Raw genomic sequence first — 14,817 nt, forward strand, 5'->3', positions numbered from 1 at the left:
CCTGTAGCCGCCTCACCGACTTCGTCACCTCACCGACAGCTTCGGCCGATGAGCGGCAGTCAATGGCGTTTGGCTGTCGGCAGGTCATCGGCCATTGCGGACATTGAGATGCGCTGGGTTCTACGTCAGCAATGTGGTCGATTGCCGACAGGCGTCGTCGAGGAGATGGACGGCAGCTTCTGCACATGCGAGTGAGTGGCCTACTCCCATCCCTGATATCCGGCTGGCTGCGCCGGATTGCCGTAACCGGCGGGGTACGGCCGCCGCAGTTCAGGCGGCGTGTACATCTCGTTATATGCCGGATAGGCAGGCGGGCGGCCCACCATGATGACCTGCTGCGCCGCCGCTTGAGTGGGCGGCCGAGGTACATAGGCGGACTGCACGGCAGCCGGTTGGTACCGGGCGGGCGGATATGGAGCTGGCGCGTACTGGTTAGCCTGAACGGTTCGAGGCGGCGGAGGCGGCGGCGCGTACTCCCGCCCGGCGTACCCACCTGACTCCTGGGACTCTGTTGACATCTGGTGATAGGCCGGCGCCGCCGCGTATTGCCGGGGCTGCTGATTCTGATATTGCCGAGGTTGCCGGTTGTACGCTGCTTGCGTTGGCGGAGCCGCTTGAGTTCCTTGCTCCACGGCGTATTGCGGTTCGTCATCGGCCTGCCGATATTGCGGCACCGCCCGCTGAGCGTTCTGGAAATCGCGCCTCTGCGTCACCTGCGCGTCGTCATCATTGTCCGATTTTGCTTCCGGCAATGCCGTCACGGCTTGCGTCGGAATCAGTATCGGAGGCTCGGACTCGGTGGCAAACAGCTTCGGCGACGCAGTCCGCGTAGAAACCTGCTTCAGAGGCACAGGTTGCATTTCACCCCGCTTAGACGGCGTAACCCGCACTGAAGCCTGCTTCAACCACGCGACCGGTGCAGAGACCCGCCTCGGCGGCACCGACGCGACTTGCGCGGGACCGTGCTTCAGCGGCACAGGCCCGGCCTGCGCGATGACCTGCCTGGACGGCATGGGTCGCGCCGCAGCATTCCTCGTCGGCGATGTGACCGGCGCGGATACTTGCCTCAGCGACGCGGCCTGCGCTACGACCCGCCTTGGGGGTGCAACCCGCTCGACAACCGGCTTCGGCGATGCGGGCATGGCCGGCGCAGCAAGCTGCTTTTGCCGATGCTTCACCTCGTCGCCCAAGGTCGCATAGGATTTAGAGTCTTCCCTGGCGCGCGCGCTATAGCCGATGAAATACGCATAGCGCAGGTCTGCCAGGCGCGCCTGAATGTCGGCTTCGGCGGAGACGCGTTTTTCGCCGGGATCGAGAGATGCATCGACGGTCGAGTCTTCGAAAGCCGAGGCTTCAGCATCAGCGGCACGGGCGGATTCGGGATGCAGCGCGCCCACTGAAGACATAAGCGCAGCGGCTACCGCGATGAGCACTTTTTTTTCCATACTTTCACCTCGGAATTCCGTGCGACAGACCGCGTGGGATTCTCCAATCTCCGGACCGGACTTCCAGTCCCGCTTCCGGGATATCGGCCGTTTTGATAGGTCCTTAAGGGCCCAGGATAGTGTTTCCGGGTATAACCTGGGCGAAAGACTATATGCCGAACAACCATGGCAATACCGACGTTGTCGGTCCGGAAATTCTTGCCTGCTCCGGCGGCCATAGCACGCATCAGTTCGCGCCGCGGTCGGTGGAAAAGTTCGACCTCGAGAACGCCCGCGAGGCGTTCGCCAAAGCATCGAAAATCTCCCACCCTGTGACAACGCGCGCAGCGGGCAACCGCTTCATGCTCGAAACCGACAAGCATGTCATCGTCGACAGCGGCGGTGAGGAGTGTATTTCCGCCCGGCAACATCTGGCGTGTGAATCGACTCGACCGCGGGCACGATCCGGTCATGGTCACGGAAGTTCAGCATCGGACGGGATCCGGCCACGAACGGACAGTCGGCCGGCCCGTCAGTTTGGCGACAATCCGACTAGTGATGGTGCTCCGGTAGACTCTGACTTTCGCTCAACCTGGCCGCGACCGCATGGACACCCAGCTTTTGATCATCTGCGGACTAACATTCGTCATCCACATTATCGCGACGCTGGCTTATGCGGTGCGGATCGCCGGTGTTCGCACCCGACGTATCGCTGTGTCGTTTTCTCTATTCGGAATCATCGCGCTTGTTTCCAGAACGGCGAACTCGTTTCAAGGGCCGTTTATAGCTAAGCGCGTGGAGCTTGATATTGCTCGCCATCTTGACGGTGGGCTGCTTGGTGATTTTCGGCTATTCCTGATTTCAGCCACAGCGGCAAGCATAGTCGGTGCGTTGCTGATTCCAACGTTCCAGCGTTATTTCAGTCGCGCCGTCGAGCACTTTCAGGCTAACCGTTCATTGCCGCGCCTTTTACTCCACATTTTTAGCCGGGGCGGCATCAGCTATATGCGGGACGGCGCACGGGTTCCGTCGCGAAAAAATATCTCTCAGTTGACGAAGGGTGCCGGTGTCTCCGGGACGGTGATAGCTCTCAACATCTTTGCGATGGCCATCTGGACTATCGGTGTTTTCGCGTCGCTCTACGCGGGATACCTAAAGCCGGATTTGCGCGTGACGTGCGCCAATCTATCGTCGGTCATTAATGGCTTTGCGACCGTGGTATTGGCGGTGGTCATTGACCCGCAGGTTTCCGTCATGACGGACGACGTGATCGAAGGCCGAATCTCCGAAAACAGCTTTCGACGAGCTATCACCACCCTCGCCGGGGCACGAGTTGTCGGAACCTTGTGTGCACAAGTCATGCTTGTACCCGCCGCGCTCATTATCGTACGCGTCGCGGAGTTGATTTAGAGCGGAATGTGCCAACCCGGGATGCTGTGGTCGACCGCTCACTGGGATAGTAAGGCCGCTCCGGGCAGGTTAGCGCCGACATCCGTCAGGCACAGACCGGCCACGAACGGACAGTCGACTGCTACGTCTAGATCGTTGCCACCCATTAGCGGGCCCGGTGTCAAGTGAGCGAACAGAAAACGACAACCGATTCTTCCTACGCTTCCCGCTTGCTGCGCCCATATAGCAGCAGCATCGCCGCGATCACCACGCCGTAGATGATCTGGCGCCCCGCCTCCGGCATTTGCGCGACTGAGAGGATCGACTGAAGCAGTGTGATGAGGATCGCGCCGGCCACTGTGCCGAGGTACGAGCCCCGGCCACCTAGAATCGACGTGCCGCCGAGCACGACCGCAGCGATCGCCGGCAACAGGTAAGCGTCGCCCATCGACTGCGCCGCTTTCGACGCATAACCCGCAAGCAGTACGCCGCCGAACGCGGCGAACGCGCCGCACACGGCGAAAGCGGCCACTGTCACGAACCGCGTATTGATGCCGGAAAGGTACGCCGCGCGTTCGGTGTTGCCGATTGCGTACAGCGTGCGACCGAAGGTCGTGCGCGACAGCAGGAACATCGTGGCGCCGCCGATCAGCACCCACAGCGCGACGGCATTCGGTACGCCCGGTACGAGCCAGCCCGCCGCGAGCCATCGCATCACGTGTGGCGCGGAATCCTGTGGCGACGATCCCCCCGTGTAGGCGATCATGACGCCCTGCGCGACCGCATTGGTCGCGAGCGTCGCGATCATCGACGGAATGCGCAGGAGCGCGACGAGGATACCGTTGACGATACCGATCAGCACGCCACAACCGATCCCGACTGGAATCGCGAGGATGTCCCCGAGTTCGCCGTGCCCCGCGACGGCGCACGCCATCATCGCGCCGACCGTGATCGTCCACGGCAGCGACAGGTCGATGTGGCCGAGCAGTATTACCATCATCAGGCCGGTCGCGATGATGCCAAGGAACGCGCCAACCTTCAACTGCAGCAGGATGTATTCCGGTGACATGAAGTTCCGCGAATACATGCCGCCGACGAGCAGCAGCACGACAATGCATGCGAACGCGATAACGATCGGCCGGTCGATTTTGCGCGTGAGCCTCGACAAGAACGTGGGCCGGCTGGTTGCGGAAACGTCGCTCATTGGAACCACTCCAGACGGTTGCGCACCCTGAACAGCCCACACGCGCCGATCGCGACAGCGAGCAGAAGAATCACACCCTGGAACAGCGGCTGCCACAGCGCATCGACGTTGAACACGAACAGCAGGTCGCCGATGGAACGGAATGCGAATGCGCCGAAGATCGCGCCGATCGCGCTGCCCTTTCCGCCCAGCAGTGACACGCCGCCGATCACCACGGCGGCGATCGAAAACAGGGTATATGAGTTGGCGCTGCCTAGGCTCGCTTCTCCCGTGTCCGTGAAGAACGTCAGAAACAAACCACCGATCGCGGCGAGCAGGCCAGCCAGCGTATAGCTCGCGAACTTCGCGCGGCGGATCGGCATGCCGGACAGAAAGGCCGCAGATTCGGACGAGCCGGTCGCGTATGCCGCGCGCCCGACCACCGAACGTTTGAAAGGAATCCAGACAATCGCCACAGCCGCGAGCAAAATCAGCAAGCTCGCTGGCACGACTCCGGCGACCTTGCCGGTCAGTGCGTCGGCGAGGTCCTCGTTGATCGATCCGCCGGGAACCGGTCGCAGCAGCAGCGCCAGGCCATAATAGACAGCCCCCGTTGCGATCGTCGTCACGATCGGCTGCAGACGACCGTAAATAATGATGATGCCGTTGAGCGCGCCGCACAGCGCGCCGGCCGCGAGCACGCCAACGATGCCGAGTGCGCTGTGCAGCGCGTCGCCCGTCACAATCCACGATCCAACGCAATTCGTCAGCACGAGCGTCATGCCGATCGACAGGTCGATGCCAGCCGTCAGCACGACGAGCGCCTGACCCATCGATACCAGCGCGAGCAGTACCGCCTTGTTCGCTGCCGTCTGAAACACGTTCGCCGACAGCGTCGACGGATAGTTGAAGAGGTAGATCGCGAACATCAGCACGAACAGGCCGAAGGCGAACGCCGCCCCGCGATTTTCCGCATACCAGTAACGCAGCCCGCTCATGGCGCGACTCCCAGGGAAGGAGAGATCTGTCCGACGGGCAAATCCAGTGCACTTGCAATCAGGTTTTGCTCGGTGATCTCCGGCCCGACGAGTTCCTTCTTGATCCGGCCTTCGTACAGCACGAGCACGCGGTCGCAGCAGCCGATGAGTTCGTCATAGTCGGTGGAATAGAAAACGATCGCGGCGCCTGCGTCGGCGAGGCGCCTGAGCAACTGGTAGATCTCCTGCTTGGTGCCGACGTCGATGCCCCGCGTCGGGTCGCTGAGGAGCAGGATTCTCGGCTGCCGGATCAGCCACTTCGCGATCACTACCTTCTGTTGGTTGCCGCCCGACAGCGAGCCCACGGCCGCGTCGACGCTGAACGACTTGATGGCGAGGAGCCCCATCATCCTGTCGACGAACGACTGCTGACGGTCGCGATCAATCACGCCTGCGGTCGACATGCGATCCAGAGCCGCGAAGGACAGGTTCTCCCGCACCGACATCGGCAGCATCAGGCCTTCGGTCTTGCGGTCCTCGGGAATCAGCGCCATACCGATTTTGTTGGCGCGCGCGATCACGGGACTCGCGATCGACACGACCTTACCGTCGACCTCAATCTCCCCCGTGCAACCGCGCAACACGCCGAACAATGCGAGCAGCAATTCGCGCTGCCCTTGCCCGTCGAGGCCGCCCAGCCCGAGGATTTCACCGGGCTTCAACGAAAAGCTGACGCCCTGCAGCGTGTCGTTCCAGGCGAGATCGTGACAGGCGAGAACCGGTCCAGCGGCGAGACGGCGCTCGGGCTTGTCCGGAAAGGCGTGCTGGTACTTGCGGCCAATCATCATTTCGACTACCTCATTGTCGGAGCGCGTGCCCGCCTCGAAGCTCATCACATGACGACCGTTGCGGTAGACCGTGCATTCGTCCGCGAGCGCCTTCACCTCGTGCATCCGGTGTGAGATGAAGAGCAGCGCGAGCCCCTCTTCGCGCAGGCGTTTGAGCACCTCGATGACGCGCGCCACGTCGGCCGCGGTCAGCGCCGACGTGGCCTCGTCGAGAATCAGGATGCGCGGCTTGCGCGCAAGCCCCTTTGCGAGCTCAACCATCTGCTGGCGCGACAGCGGCAGGTCGCGGACTTTCGCGAGCGGATTGATGTCGGCAGCGCCCGCTCGTGCAAGCGCTGCCTCGGCTTGACGGCGCTGGGCCCGGCGGTCGATCATGCCGAAGCGTCGCGGCGGGTTCGAAGCGAAGATGTTGTCTGCCACGCTCAAGTCAGGGATGAGCGACAGTTCCTGATACACGCAGACGATGCCGGCCGCGTTCGCCTCGGCGGGCGACGCAAACGCGACTTGGCGACCATCGAGGTGCATCGTTCCCTCGTCCGGCTGCACGACGCCGGACATCACCTTCAGCAGCGTGGACTTCCCCGCGCCGTTCTCGCCGAGGATCGCGTGGATGCGTCCCCTGCGCACCGCCAGATCCGCTTGATCCAGCGCGACGGCCCCCCCGTAGCTTTTGGACACGCCAGACATCTGAAAGAACGACTGCTCGTTGTCCTGCCGCATGCTTGGTCTCCCGTCACGTCGCAGGCCAACCCGATCACTGGTTGCCCTGGCTCTGCGTCATGATTTCCTGCGCGGAAAAATTGATGCCGCAAGTCGGAAACGAGTTGCCGACGAAGAAGTTGTCGGACTCGTTCGGGAAATAGTTGACGCCCGCCTTAAGCTTCGAATCGTCGGTGACGTCGAGCGGCAGCTTGATCGCGACCGGGATCGTCTGGCCGTCCAGCGCGGCGAGCGCCGTCTTGATCGCCACCGCCACCTGCGCGGGACCGCTACCCGCTGACGTGCACTTCAGGCCCTGGCTCCCATACTGCGCACAGAACTTGCGAAAGCCGTTCTCCGTTTCGCCGCCGAACGGCACGAAAGGATGTTTCGCATCGAGCATCGCGCGCACGACACCCGTGTCGCCGCCCTGCGCCGAAATTCCATCGAAATGGCCCTGCACGGCAATCGCGTCGGCGACGGCTTTCTGCGCGACCCCGTCGTCCCACTTGCCATAGACCTGGACAATGTTCCACTTCTTGCCGGTCGCGTTCAACGTGTTCTGGAAACCGTTGTGCCGGTCCGTGTCGACCGACGTGCCCGCCACCCCGCGGACCTCGAGCGCCTTGCCTCCGTTCGGCAGGTGGCTCGCGAGCCAGTTGGCCCACAACACGCCGAGCCCGTACTGGTCGACGTCGACGTTGATCGCGTCTTCGCTGTCGAGCGTGTTGTCGAACGCGACCAGCACGACGCCGGCTTTCTTCGCGCGGCGGATCGCGGGTCCGAATGAGGCGGGATTCTGCGCGTCGACGATGATCGCGTCATAACCGGCATCGATGAAGTTGTTGACGGCCGAAATCTGCGCCGGTACGTCCTCGCCGGTCGAGACGACCTTGAATTCCTTGAGCTTGGCGGCGACGGCCGGTTGCGCCGTATAGGCCTTGGCCGTCTTGATCATCTGGATCCGCCAGGTGTTCGCGATATAGCCGTTCACGAGCGCGATTCGGTAGGGCCCGCTCTTCTTCGGATACTTGACGAATTTCGTGTCGCTCTTCCATGGGACCATGCACGTGGGATCGCTGGGCGGTCCGGAAACGATCGATGCCTGCGCGAAAGCCCCGCTAGCACACAGCGCCAATGCCGCGGTCGCCGCCGCTCGAAGCACCTGGATTCCTGAAAGCATGTTGTCTCCTGTTTGTTGGATTGAACCTACCGGATGCCGGCGCACATCGCCTGGTGTGAATTACCGGCACGGTGTGCGTAACGCAGGGAATCTTGCGGATGTGCTACAGCGGGAGAATCGGACTCGCCGACCTGGCGGCATGGTCTCTTCAAAGGCGCCCCTCGAAGCGGAACCGAGGCCATACGCGGACGCCTCCCCGTCTGACAGTACTGGCATACCAATCTGCCCGCGATAGTGGTTTACCAGTGCGAAAGGTGCACCGCGTGGTCGGGCTGAAATCATGCCATTTCCATGCTGGATGGACGAAGACAGGCGTGCGGCGGACAAGCGCGGCGTCACACGAAATTGGTGTACCATTCCGGCGAACTTCAGCCGCCGCCGGGCGGCTTCAACGATTTCGAGAATCCTGGATGGCCGATCTTTCGCACACGCCAACCGGCCGAGCCGCCGATGCGAACGCGGCCGACCGTACCTATGTCGGGCTGGCGAAACAGATCTACGACCTGATCGCGGCTGGCCGCGTCGGGCCTCGTGCCCGCCTGCCTTCCGAGCGCACGCTCGCCGAACGTTTCGGTGTAAGCCGCACGCTGGTGCGGGAGGCGATCATCGCGTTGGAAATACAGGGCGTGGTCGAGGTGCGTGTAGGGTCGGGCATTTACGTGGCCGAAGCACCCGAGGCGCGCTCCGTCACGTTCGAACTGCCGCGTGGGCCAGGCCCGATCGAGACGCTGCGCGCGCGGGGGGTGATTGAAAGCGGAATCGCGGCGCTCGCTGCAACCGAACGCAAGGATTCGGACCTCGACCTGCTTTTCGCTGCATTGCGCACAATGCGCGAAAACATGGATGACAAGGCCGCGAACGAGGCCGCTGACCGCGAGTTCCATCTGGCGATTGCGCGGGCGACGGGAAACGAAGTGCTCCGGCTCGTGGTGACCGCGATGTGGGACAACTCCCGCGCCGACCCGTTGTGGAAAAAGATTGAAGAGCACTTCCATACGCCCGCGCTGCGGGCGGCTTCACAGGAAGACCATCAGCGCATCTTTTCGGCCATCGCGGCGCGCGACGCGGCCGCTGCGCGCTCGGCGATGCAGGCGCATCTCTCGCGCGTGATCGGCGAATTCACGAAGGCTTGGCGTTAGCTCGACTTTCACTATTCGCAATTCTTGCCTCACCGCCGAATTTCGCCGCGTACACCTGACTCGCCCAATCCACGAAAGCACGGACCCTCGGAGCGAGCTGCCGGTGCTGGGGATAGAGAATATTGATGGGTAAGCCCGGACTCTCCCACTCCTTCAGGACCTCCACCAGGCGACCATCGGCAAGCTCGTCCTCTACATGGAAGCGAGGCAACTGAATCAGACCCGCCCCGCGCAACGCGCAGACGAGATAATTCTCGGCGTCGCCCACCGAGATCCATTTACGCAGCTTGAATTCAGTGATCTTCCGCTCGATGCGCAGTTCGATCGCATAGGAGGACTCGCTCGTCTGAGAAAAGAAGCCGACGGCTTCATGCGAGCTCAGATCAGCCGGTTTCGAGGGCATGCCCAATCGCTGCAGATAGGCGGGGCTCGCGCAAATGATCTGCGGCACGACGGCCACGGGCCGCGCGATCAGCGACGAGTCGCGCGGATGCCCCCCACGGATCACGCAATCGACACCTTCGCGCACGAGGTCGACGAGGCGATCGCCGCTACTCACCACCAGTTCGATACCCGGATAGCGCGCACGAAACTCGTCGATGCGCGGCAACACGATGCGTGTGGCGTGCGTGCCATGCAGGTCCAGCCTCAACACGCCACGCGGGTTGCTGGTCTGGTGCGAGAACGACGACTCCGCGTCGTCGATCTCGCTCAGGATGCGCACGCAGCGCTCGTAAAAAGCTTGGCCGTCCAGTGTCGGCCGCACGTGCCGCGTTGTTCGTTCGAGTAACCGCGTGCCGAGCCGCGCCTCGAGTGCCTTGATGGCATAGGTCGCCGTCGGGCGCGGAATGTCCACCATGCTTGCGCCTTTGGTGAAACTGCCCTGCTCCACGATCCTGACGAACAACTGCAGCGTGTCAAAGCGATCCATATCCGCCGATCTCGATTAGTTATTCCCATTGAATAGTCATGGCAATTTACCACCATTTATCCAGGTACTCTGCGCTGGAATAATCGCTTTCAAGGCAGTCGGCCAACTGCGCAATGTCCAGGTGCCGAAAACCGACGCCTCGTTTCCAATCCTCAATAAAGGAGTCTTTCATGCCATTTGCCAATTACAAGTTTCCGGAAGGCACGCTCGATGCCGCGAAAAAAGAAGAGATCATCCATCGCACGACGGCCATGTTCGTCGAGTACTTCGGCGAGGGCGTCCGTCCTTACTCGATGGTTCTCGTGGATGAGGTCGCCGACGGTGGCTGGGGGCGCGCCGACGAGACCCTGACGATGGAGAAGAAGGGTATCCCGCGCAACTGATGCCCATACCGGCGCGAGGATTACCGCCTCGCGCCTGTTCAATCGCAAGTCAAACCCGCAGGACGCGAACACCATGTCGACGACACCATTATTCGAACACGCGTGGGTCCATAAACACCGGTGTTTGCCCCTTTTTCCACCGTGGCGGGAGAACGTGGTGCGGCTGATGCCGAGCGCGACATTCGCGGATTAGCGCAAATGCGACTCCCGATGTTCGAATGACCGCTCCTGTAACAGGAGTCGCCCGGAGTCCGCGAAATTACTGCTTGGGACTATGCAGCCATCGGCCGGATTCGGAGTAAACGCGGAGTTCAGTGCCGAGTTCTCATCTGTGCTGGCAGAACACCCATTCCCGGACAGGCTCGATTGTGTAAGCGATGCGCCAGGTGTTGCGATGTCCACTGGCGCCCGCAGTCGTCTGACCCGGCGGAATGACAGTGCCTTTTTCAAAGGTCACATAGTTGATCGGGCTGCCTTCGCGATCGATCGTGTCGAACGCGGAACGGAACTGTTGCGTCGTCCAGGTGCCGTTCCATGTCGCGCGACTGATTCTCGCACCTTCCCTCTCGAGCACCGTAGTGATGGCATTATCACCGGGGAACGCGCCAGGGTCGTCTTGCGACACCATGATCCATAGCTTTTGCCGCGCCAGCGGTTTCGTGAGTTCCGGCCCCCACTGGCCCGCAACGAGAAACGACGCAGCGAAGAGATCGGGATACTTGATGTCCATTGCGATGGCCATCATGCAACCCCCGGACTGCCCGGTCACGTACAACCGGTTGCGATCGACGCTGTATTGTCTGGCGAGCGCCTCCACCAGATCGATCGTTGTGTCGAGCGCGCTGGACGTATTGGAATCGTCGTCGGCGATGATCTCGGCGTACTGCGGCGCAAGCACGAAACAAGGGCGCTTCGCCTGCTCCTCGGGACTTGCCCAGACTACGGCGCCCAATCCCTGATAGAGCGTGTTCCGCGTCTGGGTCCCGGTCGCGCCGGCATCGTGCATGAACAGCACCAACGAATATGACCGCGTTGCGTCGTAGTTCTTCGGCACGAACAGGTTATACCGCAGCGTCTTGCCGGTCTTCGGATCGTGGAACTGGAGCGCGCGGAAGTCGTCGACGACCAGATTCCGGACATGTGTGGTTTCGAGCGGGCGACTCAAGGCGCGAACGACGGCGCCGTTTGTCGCGGTCACCGGACCGGTTTGGGTGACCGTGGCTTGCGCATGCCGGTAACGCGTGTCCTCCCGTGGGATGTCGCCGGCCTTGCCGACGCCGTTCTTGCCGGGCGCGCGGTCTGCGGACGTCGAATTGCCTTGCGGCTGCCCAGTCTTTTCCGCGAGCGCAGCGTTGGCGTCGTCGGCGGATAGCGTCACAATGACGAAGCGGCCGTTCTCATCCCGGTCGGCGGGATTCACGGACGTGCTCGCGTAAGCGCCGGTCACGGTCCGGTCGTCCACATGAAAGCTGGCAGATGTTAGCTCCGCGCCGCTCACGGGTGCACTGTATTCGATGGCGACCGCCGTCAGCCGAATGCCGTCGCCGAACACCTGCGTGATCGCCGTGGCGGCCTTCGCATGCGTTACCTCGGTTGCTGCGAACACCGGCACGCGGATCGCCAGGTATGCGCCAGCGCCTGCGCTCATCATCAGGAAATTGCGTCGTGTCTGACTCTTCACTTCTTTGCTCCCATCTATCGGCTCGAGTGTTTCAACGTCCGTGCATCTGCGTCAGCTTGCCGACGACGGCGTTGGCAAGCTCTTCCGCCGTGCCCGGCGCGTAGGGCGAGTTACGTGCCTCGTAAGTGAAGCGGTCATAGCTCTGTGCATCGGGTAGGTACTTGGCGCCGCCATCGACCATCGTCCCGACGATCGTATGCGGATACGGTGAGCCGGCGCGGATCCTCGAACCGATGGTCGCAGCCAGCTCCGGCCGCACGCCGACGAAAGCGATGCTGCCCATCTGGACCAGCACTACCGGCTCTTCGATCTTCGCACCCGGCCGGTACTTGAATGCAGTGACCGGACCGACCGGTGCGTTGCGCGGCGAGAAATCGACGCCCTGCAACTGGACGTGCTCGCGGACAACCTGCAGCGTCGGCGCGGATCGTGTCTCGATGCTGCCTGCCACGGCAACCACATCTGCCGCAAGGCGCTCGCCGAGCAGCTCGAGCAGCGTGAAACCGGCTTCGTGCAAGCCGACACGACCGACGACGCCGCCGTCGCCGATCACATGGCGGTTCGCCTGCAGATAGGGTGACTGGTCGCCTGCGGCGCCCAAAATGAAAAATGCGACGGCGCCCGGATAATGCGACTCGACACGCCGCGCGGCTGCGCCGGCGAGATCGGCGGAAATCGACTTGCCGCCCGCGGCGAGTTGCGAGCCGTCCATTACCGAAGGCTGCACCGCGACGTTCATCAGGACAGCGAGCGGTTTGCCGTTGCGGTCGTCCACGCGCATCACGCCGAGGAAGGGATCGACGAATCCCGCGTCGTTCGCGCCCAGCCACCAGCCGTACGGCGTCGGGATGTCGCGGTTGACGCTCACCCGGCTCGTGCCCTCGCCGAAGCCCAATCGCGCCGGTTCCAGCGACGATGCCGCCTGCGCCGCGGCTGTTCGTATCGCCGCCTCGAAGGCTTGCCGCATGGCGTCGTTGCGGGAAAGGTCGGTATCCGCCGGGACGTGCCCGCCGACGAAAACGTGAGGAGTCGCGAACGAATGGCCGGCGCAGACGATCGCATTAGCCGGCAAGACGCCTGCGGTCCCGCTGAGGATTGCCTTCGTCGACGTGATCATCCCGTCGGAGATGGACGTCAGGTCGATCACGACCATGCCGACCCGCGCACGGCCGTCATCCAGCAGCAGCACGCGCACGGCCAGCGGATCGTGCACACCGGTGAAGCCGTCGAGTGGAAACAGACTCGGCGGAAAACTGACGTCTGCACGGCCGGCCCCCGCGCGAAACGTTGGAACATCTTTCGCGAGGGCCGCGCATGCAATGCCCGGCAGCGTCAGCGTCGCGGCGCTCAAGCCAAGTCCCGCAAGCAGGAAGTTGCGTCTTGATTGCATGGGCGCTTTAGCCGATCTTCAACGCGAGCTCGGTACCGCGCTTGATTGGCAGTGTGGTCGAGATGAAGCCGTTGGCCGGGTCGCGGATGAAGTCGAGAAAATCCGGCTCCGCGTTGTCGTTCAGCACATAGCCGCCGACACGCAGTTGCGGGGCGATGATCTCGATCACCGTGCGGGCAAGCGAAGGACCTTCCGGTTGCGGCCAGCCATCGATCAGCGCGAAGTCAATCGGGCCGCCGAGATCGCGCAGCGTTTCGCGCGCGTCGCCCACGCGGATGTCGGCGAAATCGGCGAGCCCCGCGTCGGAAAGGTTTGCGCGCGCGGTGTCGACCTTCGCCTGCACGAGTTCGGACCCAATCACGAGACCGCCGCCGTTGTCGCGCATCGCGGCGGCAAAATAGAGTGCCGACATGCCGATCGAGGTCGCGAAATCGACGACCCGCTTCGCGCCCATTGCGCGGCACAGGAGATAGATAAGATCACCCTGATCGGGACGGATCGAGAAGCCGTAATCGGCGAACGCTTCCGCGTCATGGCGCGACGGCCCGTCGAAGGCACCCCGTTCCGGGTGACGGCGTGACGCGTTCAGGCGCTGGATCACGTCCACTACGCGAGAATCGCGGATCGGGCTGGGCCCGCTCGACTGGGGAATTTCACGTGGCATGCGTTTCTCCTTGCTTAACGGGGTTGTGTAGAAGTAGCAAGCTGGCGGAACGTCGCGTCCGAGCCAAAGATCACGGGCTTAGCGATGAAACCAGCTAAAACAAATTAAGGTACTTATATGGTACCGTATTTCAAGGAGGCGTGTCGGCATGGCAAAACGCGGTGAAGATCCTGGTGACAACGTGTCGGCAACGTTGGCGCGACGGCCCGGAAGACCGAAGGTCGTCGAATCCGAAGAACGCAGGCGCTCGATTCTCGCGGCGGCGCGTGAGGCGTTCGTCGAACTCGGATTCGCGCGTACGACCACGGCCGAAGTAGCAGCCAGGGCGAAGGTGTCGAAGCGTGCAATCTACGAGGCGTTCGCCAACAGGACGGAACTTTTTGCGGAAGTGATCCGGGATTGCCAGCACTTGATTGTTGATCTGCCGAGACCAGATGGAGAGGATCTGCCTGTCTTCGAGACACTCGTGCGGATCTTCCGACTCGACCTCGATGACGACGCCGAACTTGCGCGCGAGGCCGTGCTGAATTTGATTGTCCGTGAATCCACTTTGCTACCCGAACTGTCCGACTACCTCTACGAGAACGAGGTTATCCGCTCCCGCGAAGCGCTTGTCGAATGGCTGCTCTTGGAATCCGGGCGCGGCCGGATGTCGATCGAAGACCCATTGGTTCACGCGGGTATGCTGATGGATATTGTGTTCGGAGCGCTGCTGCCACGTCGACGGTTACTGCAAGCAGCGGACCGCGCGCTCAGGACCGAACACATCAAGAAGCGGTTCGCGATCTATCTACGCGGCATTGGTTCGGAAGTTTAGCTGACCCTGGGCGGATGAACGAATGCCTGCCCCTTACCACGCACCCGTGTAAAGAGTTGAAGCGGCGAGGTCGGGAGGCCGTTGTACCTGGCAGGCTTCAACCAGTCGT

At 62.3% G+C, this 14,817-nt stretch carries 13 protein-coding genes and 1 pseudogene; 5 read left to right on the forward strand and 9 right to left on the reverse strand.

Translation table 11 applies throughout. The annotated features are described in order from the left end of the window. Positions 1-200: 200 nt before the first annotated feature. Positions 201-1,445, reverse strand: a complete 1,245-nt coding sequence (locus tag ABH944_RS11145; RefSeq protein WP_404613383.1) for a hypothetical protein — start codon at positions 1,443-1,445, stop codon at positions 201-203. 585 nt (positions 1,446-2,030) lie between these two features. On the opposite strand from ABH944_RS11145, the gene ABH944_RS11150 reads away from it, so the two are divergent. Further along, positions 2,031-2,834 (forward strand): lipid II flippase Amj family protein, encoded by an 804-nt coding sequence (locus ABH944_RS11150; RefSeq protein ID WP_404613381.1) that lies wholly within the window; start codon positions 2,031-2,033, stop codon positions 2,832-2,834. A gap of 196 nt (positions 2,835-3,030) precedes the next feature. On the opposite strand, the gene ABH944_RS11155 is transcribed toward ABH944_RS11150, so the two are convergent. From ABH944_RS11155 to ABH944_RS11170, 4 genes are read right to left on the reverse strand one after another with little or no spacing between them, the layout of a single operon-like run. Beyond that, a complete protein-coding gene (locus tag ABH944_RS11155; RefSeq protein ID WP_404613379.1) occupies positions 3,031-4,017 on the reverse strand; it encodes an ABC transporter permease in 987 nt (328 codons plus the stop codon). Further along, on the reverse strand, positions 4,014-4,994 hold the full coding sequence (locus ABH944_RS11160; RefSeq protein WP_404613377.1) for an ABC transporter permease: 981 nt from the start codon (positions 4,992-4,994) through the stop codon (positions 4,014-4,016). The genes ABH944_RS11155 and ABH944_RS11160 overlap by 4 nt, the downstream gene beginning before the upstream one ends. Beyond that, positions 4,991-6,541, reverse strand: a complete 1,551-nt coding sequence (locus tag ABH944_RS11165) for a sugar ABC transporter ATP-binding protein (RefSeq protein WP_404613376.1) — start codon at positions 6,539-6,541, stop codon at positions 4,991-4,993. Before ABH944_RS11165 ends, ABH944_RS11160 begins: the two co-directional genes overlap by 4 nt. A 34-nt stretch (positions 6,542-6,575) precedes the next feature. Then, positions 6,576-7,703, reverse strand: coding sequence for a sugar ABC transporter substrate-binding protein (locus ABH944_RS11170; protein WP_404613374.1), 1,128 nt, complete (start codon positions 7,701-7,703; stop codon positions 6,576-6,578). Between the two features lie 410 nt (positions 7,704-8,113). Here ABH944_RS11170 and ABH944_RS11175 point away from each other — a divergent pair, with 410 nt between their 5' ends. Then, the gene (locus tag ABH944_RS11175) at positions 8,114-8,842 is read left to right on the forward strand and encodes a FadR/GntR family transcriptional regulator (protein ID WP_404613372.1); all 729 of its coding nucleotides are present in this window, start codon (positions 8,114-8,116) and stop codon (positions 8,840-8,842) included. Here ABH944_RS11175 and ABH944_RS11180 read toward each other — a convergent pair. Further along, on the reverse strand, positions 8,823-9,773 hold the full coding sequence (locus ABH944_RS11180) for a LysR family transcriptional regulator (RefSeq protein ID WP_404613370.1): 951 nt from the start codon (positions 9,771-9,773) through the stop codon (positions 8,823-8,825). The genes ABH944_RS11175 and ABH944_RS11180 overlap by 20 nt on opposite strands. A gap of 170 nt (positions 9,774-9,943) precedes the next feature. Here ABH944_RS11180 and ABH944_RS11185 point away from each other — a divergent pair, with 170 nt between their 5' ends. After that, complete coding sequence (locus ABH944_RS11185; RefSeq protein ID WP_404613368.1) at positions 9,944-10,156, forward strand: tautomerase family protein; 213 nt, start codon at positions 9,944-9,946, stop codon at positions 10,154-10,156. A 114-nt stretch (positions 10,157-10,270) separates the two neighbouring features. Further along, positions 10,271-10,351, forward strand: a pseudogene (locus ABH944_RS11190) (catalase); the annotation flags it as partial. Between the two features lie 130 nt (positions 10,352-10,481). Here ABH944_RS11190 and ABH944_RS11195 read toward each other — a convergent pair. Genes ABH944_RS11195 through ABH944_RS11205 form a run of 3 tightly spaced genes read right to left on the reverse strand, consistent with a single transcriptional unit; the run spans position 10,482 to position 13,891 of the window. Beyond that, positions 10,482-11,837, reverse strand: coding sequence for a PHB depolymerase family esterase (locus ABH944_RS11195; RefSeq protein ID WP_404613367.1), 1,356 nt, complete (start codon positions 11,835-11,837; stop codon positions 10,482-10,484). 31 nt (positions 11,838-11,868) lie between these two features. Further along, positions 11,869-13,227, reverse strand: coding sequence for a hypothetical protein (locus ABH944_RS11200; RefSeq protein WP_404613365.1), 1,359 nt, complete (start codon positions 13,225-13,227; stop codon positions 11,869-11,871). Between the two features lie 7 nt (positions 13,228-13,234). Next, complete coding sequence (locus ABH944_RS11205) at positions 13,235-13,891, reverse strand: O-methyltransferase (RefSeq protein ID WP_404613363.1); 657 nt, start codon at positions 13,889-13,891, stop codon at positions 13,235-13,237. 148 nt (positions 13,892-14,039) lie between these two features. Here ABH944_RS11205 and ABH944_RS11210 point away from each other — a divergent pair, with 148 nt between their 5' ends. After that, positions 14,040-14,708 (forward strand): TetR/AcrR family transcriptional regulator, encoded by a 669-nt coding sequence (locus tag ABH944_RS11210; protein WP_404613361.1) that lies wholly within the window; start codon positions 14,040-14,042, stop codon positions 14,706-14,708. Positions 14,709-14,817: the final 109 nt, after the last annotated feature.

The organism is Caballeronia udeis (genome assembly GCF_044909315.1).
In the GTDB taxonomy this organism is placed as follows: domain Bacteria; phylum Pseudomonadota; class Gammaproteobacteria; order Burkholderiales; family Burkholderiaceae; genus Caballeronia; species Caballeronia udeis_A.

Excerpts from the sequence above, each read along its gene's own strand:
- ABH944_RS11145 (WP_404613383.1), bottom strand. The coding sequence starts at position 1,445 with ATGGAAAAAAAAGTGCTCATCGCGGTAGCCGCTGCGCTTATGTCTTCA.
- ABH944_RS11150 (WP_404613381.1), top strand. The coding sequence starts at position 2,031 with ATGGACACCCAGCTTTTGATCATCTGCGGACTAACATTCGTCATCCAC.
- ABH944_RS11155 (WP_404613379.1), bottom strand. The coding sequence starts at position 4,017 with ATGAGCGACGTTTCCGCAACCAGCCGGCCCACGTTCTTGTCGAGGCTC.
- ABH944_RS11160 (WP_404613377.1), bottom strand. The coding sequence starts at position 4,994 with ATGAGCGGGCTGCGTTACTGGTATGCGGAAAATCGCGGGGCGGCGTTC.
- ABH944_RS11165 (WP_404613376.1), bottom strand. The coding sequence starts at position 6,541 with ATGCGGCAGGACAACGAGCAGTCGTTCTTTCAGATGTCTGGCGTGTCC.
- ABH944_RS11170 (WP_404613374.1), bottom strand. The coding sequence starts at position 7,703 with ATGCTTTCAGGAATCCAGGTGCTTCGAGCGGCGGCGACCGCGGCATTG.
- ABH944_RS11175 (WP_404613372.1), top strand. The coding sequence starts at position 8,114 with ATGGCCGATCTTTCGCACACGCCAACCGGCCGAGCCGCCGATGCGAAC.
- ABH944_RS11180 (WP_404613370.1), bottom strand. The coding sequence starts at position 9,773 with ATGGATCGCTTTGACACGCTGCAGTTGTTCGTCAGGATCGTGGAGCAG.
- ABH944_RS11185 (WP_404613368.1), top strand. The coding sequence starts at position 9,944 with ATGCCATTTGCCAATTACAAGTTTCCGGAAGGCACGCTCGATGCCGCG.
- ABH944_RS11200 (WP_404613365.1), bottom strand. The coding sequence starts at position 13,227 with ATGCAATCAAGACGCAACTTCCTGCTTGCGGGACTTGGCTTGAGCGCC.
- ABH944_RS11205 (WP_404613363.1), bottom strand. The coding sequence starts at position 13,891 with ATGCCACGTGAAATTCCCCAGTCGAGCGGGCCCAGCCCGATCCGCGAT.
- ABH944_RS11210 (WP_404613361.1), top strand. The coding sequence starts at position 14,040 with ATGGCAAAACGCGGTGAAGATCCTGGTGACAACGTGTCGGCAACGTTG.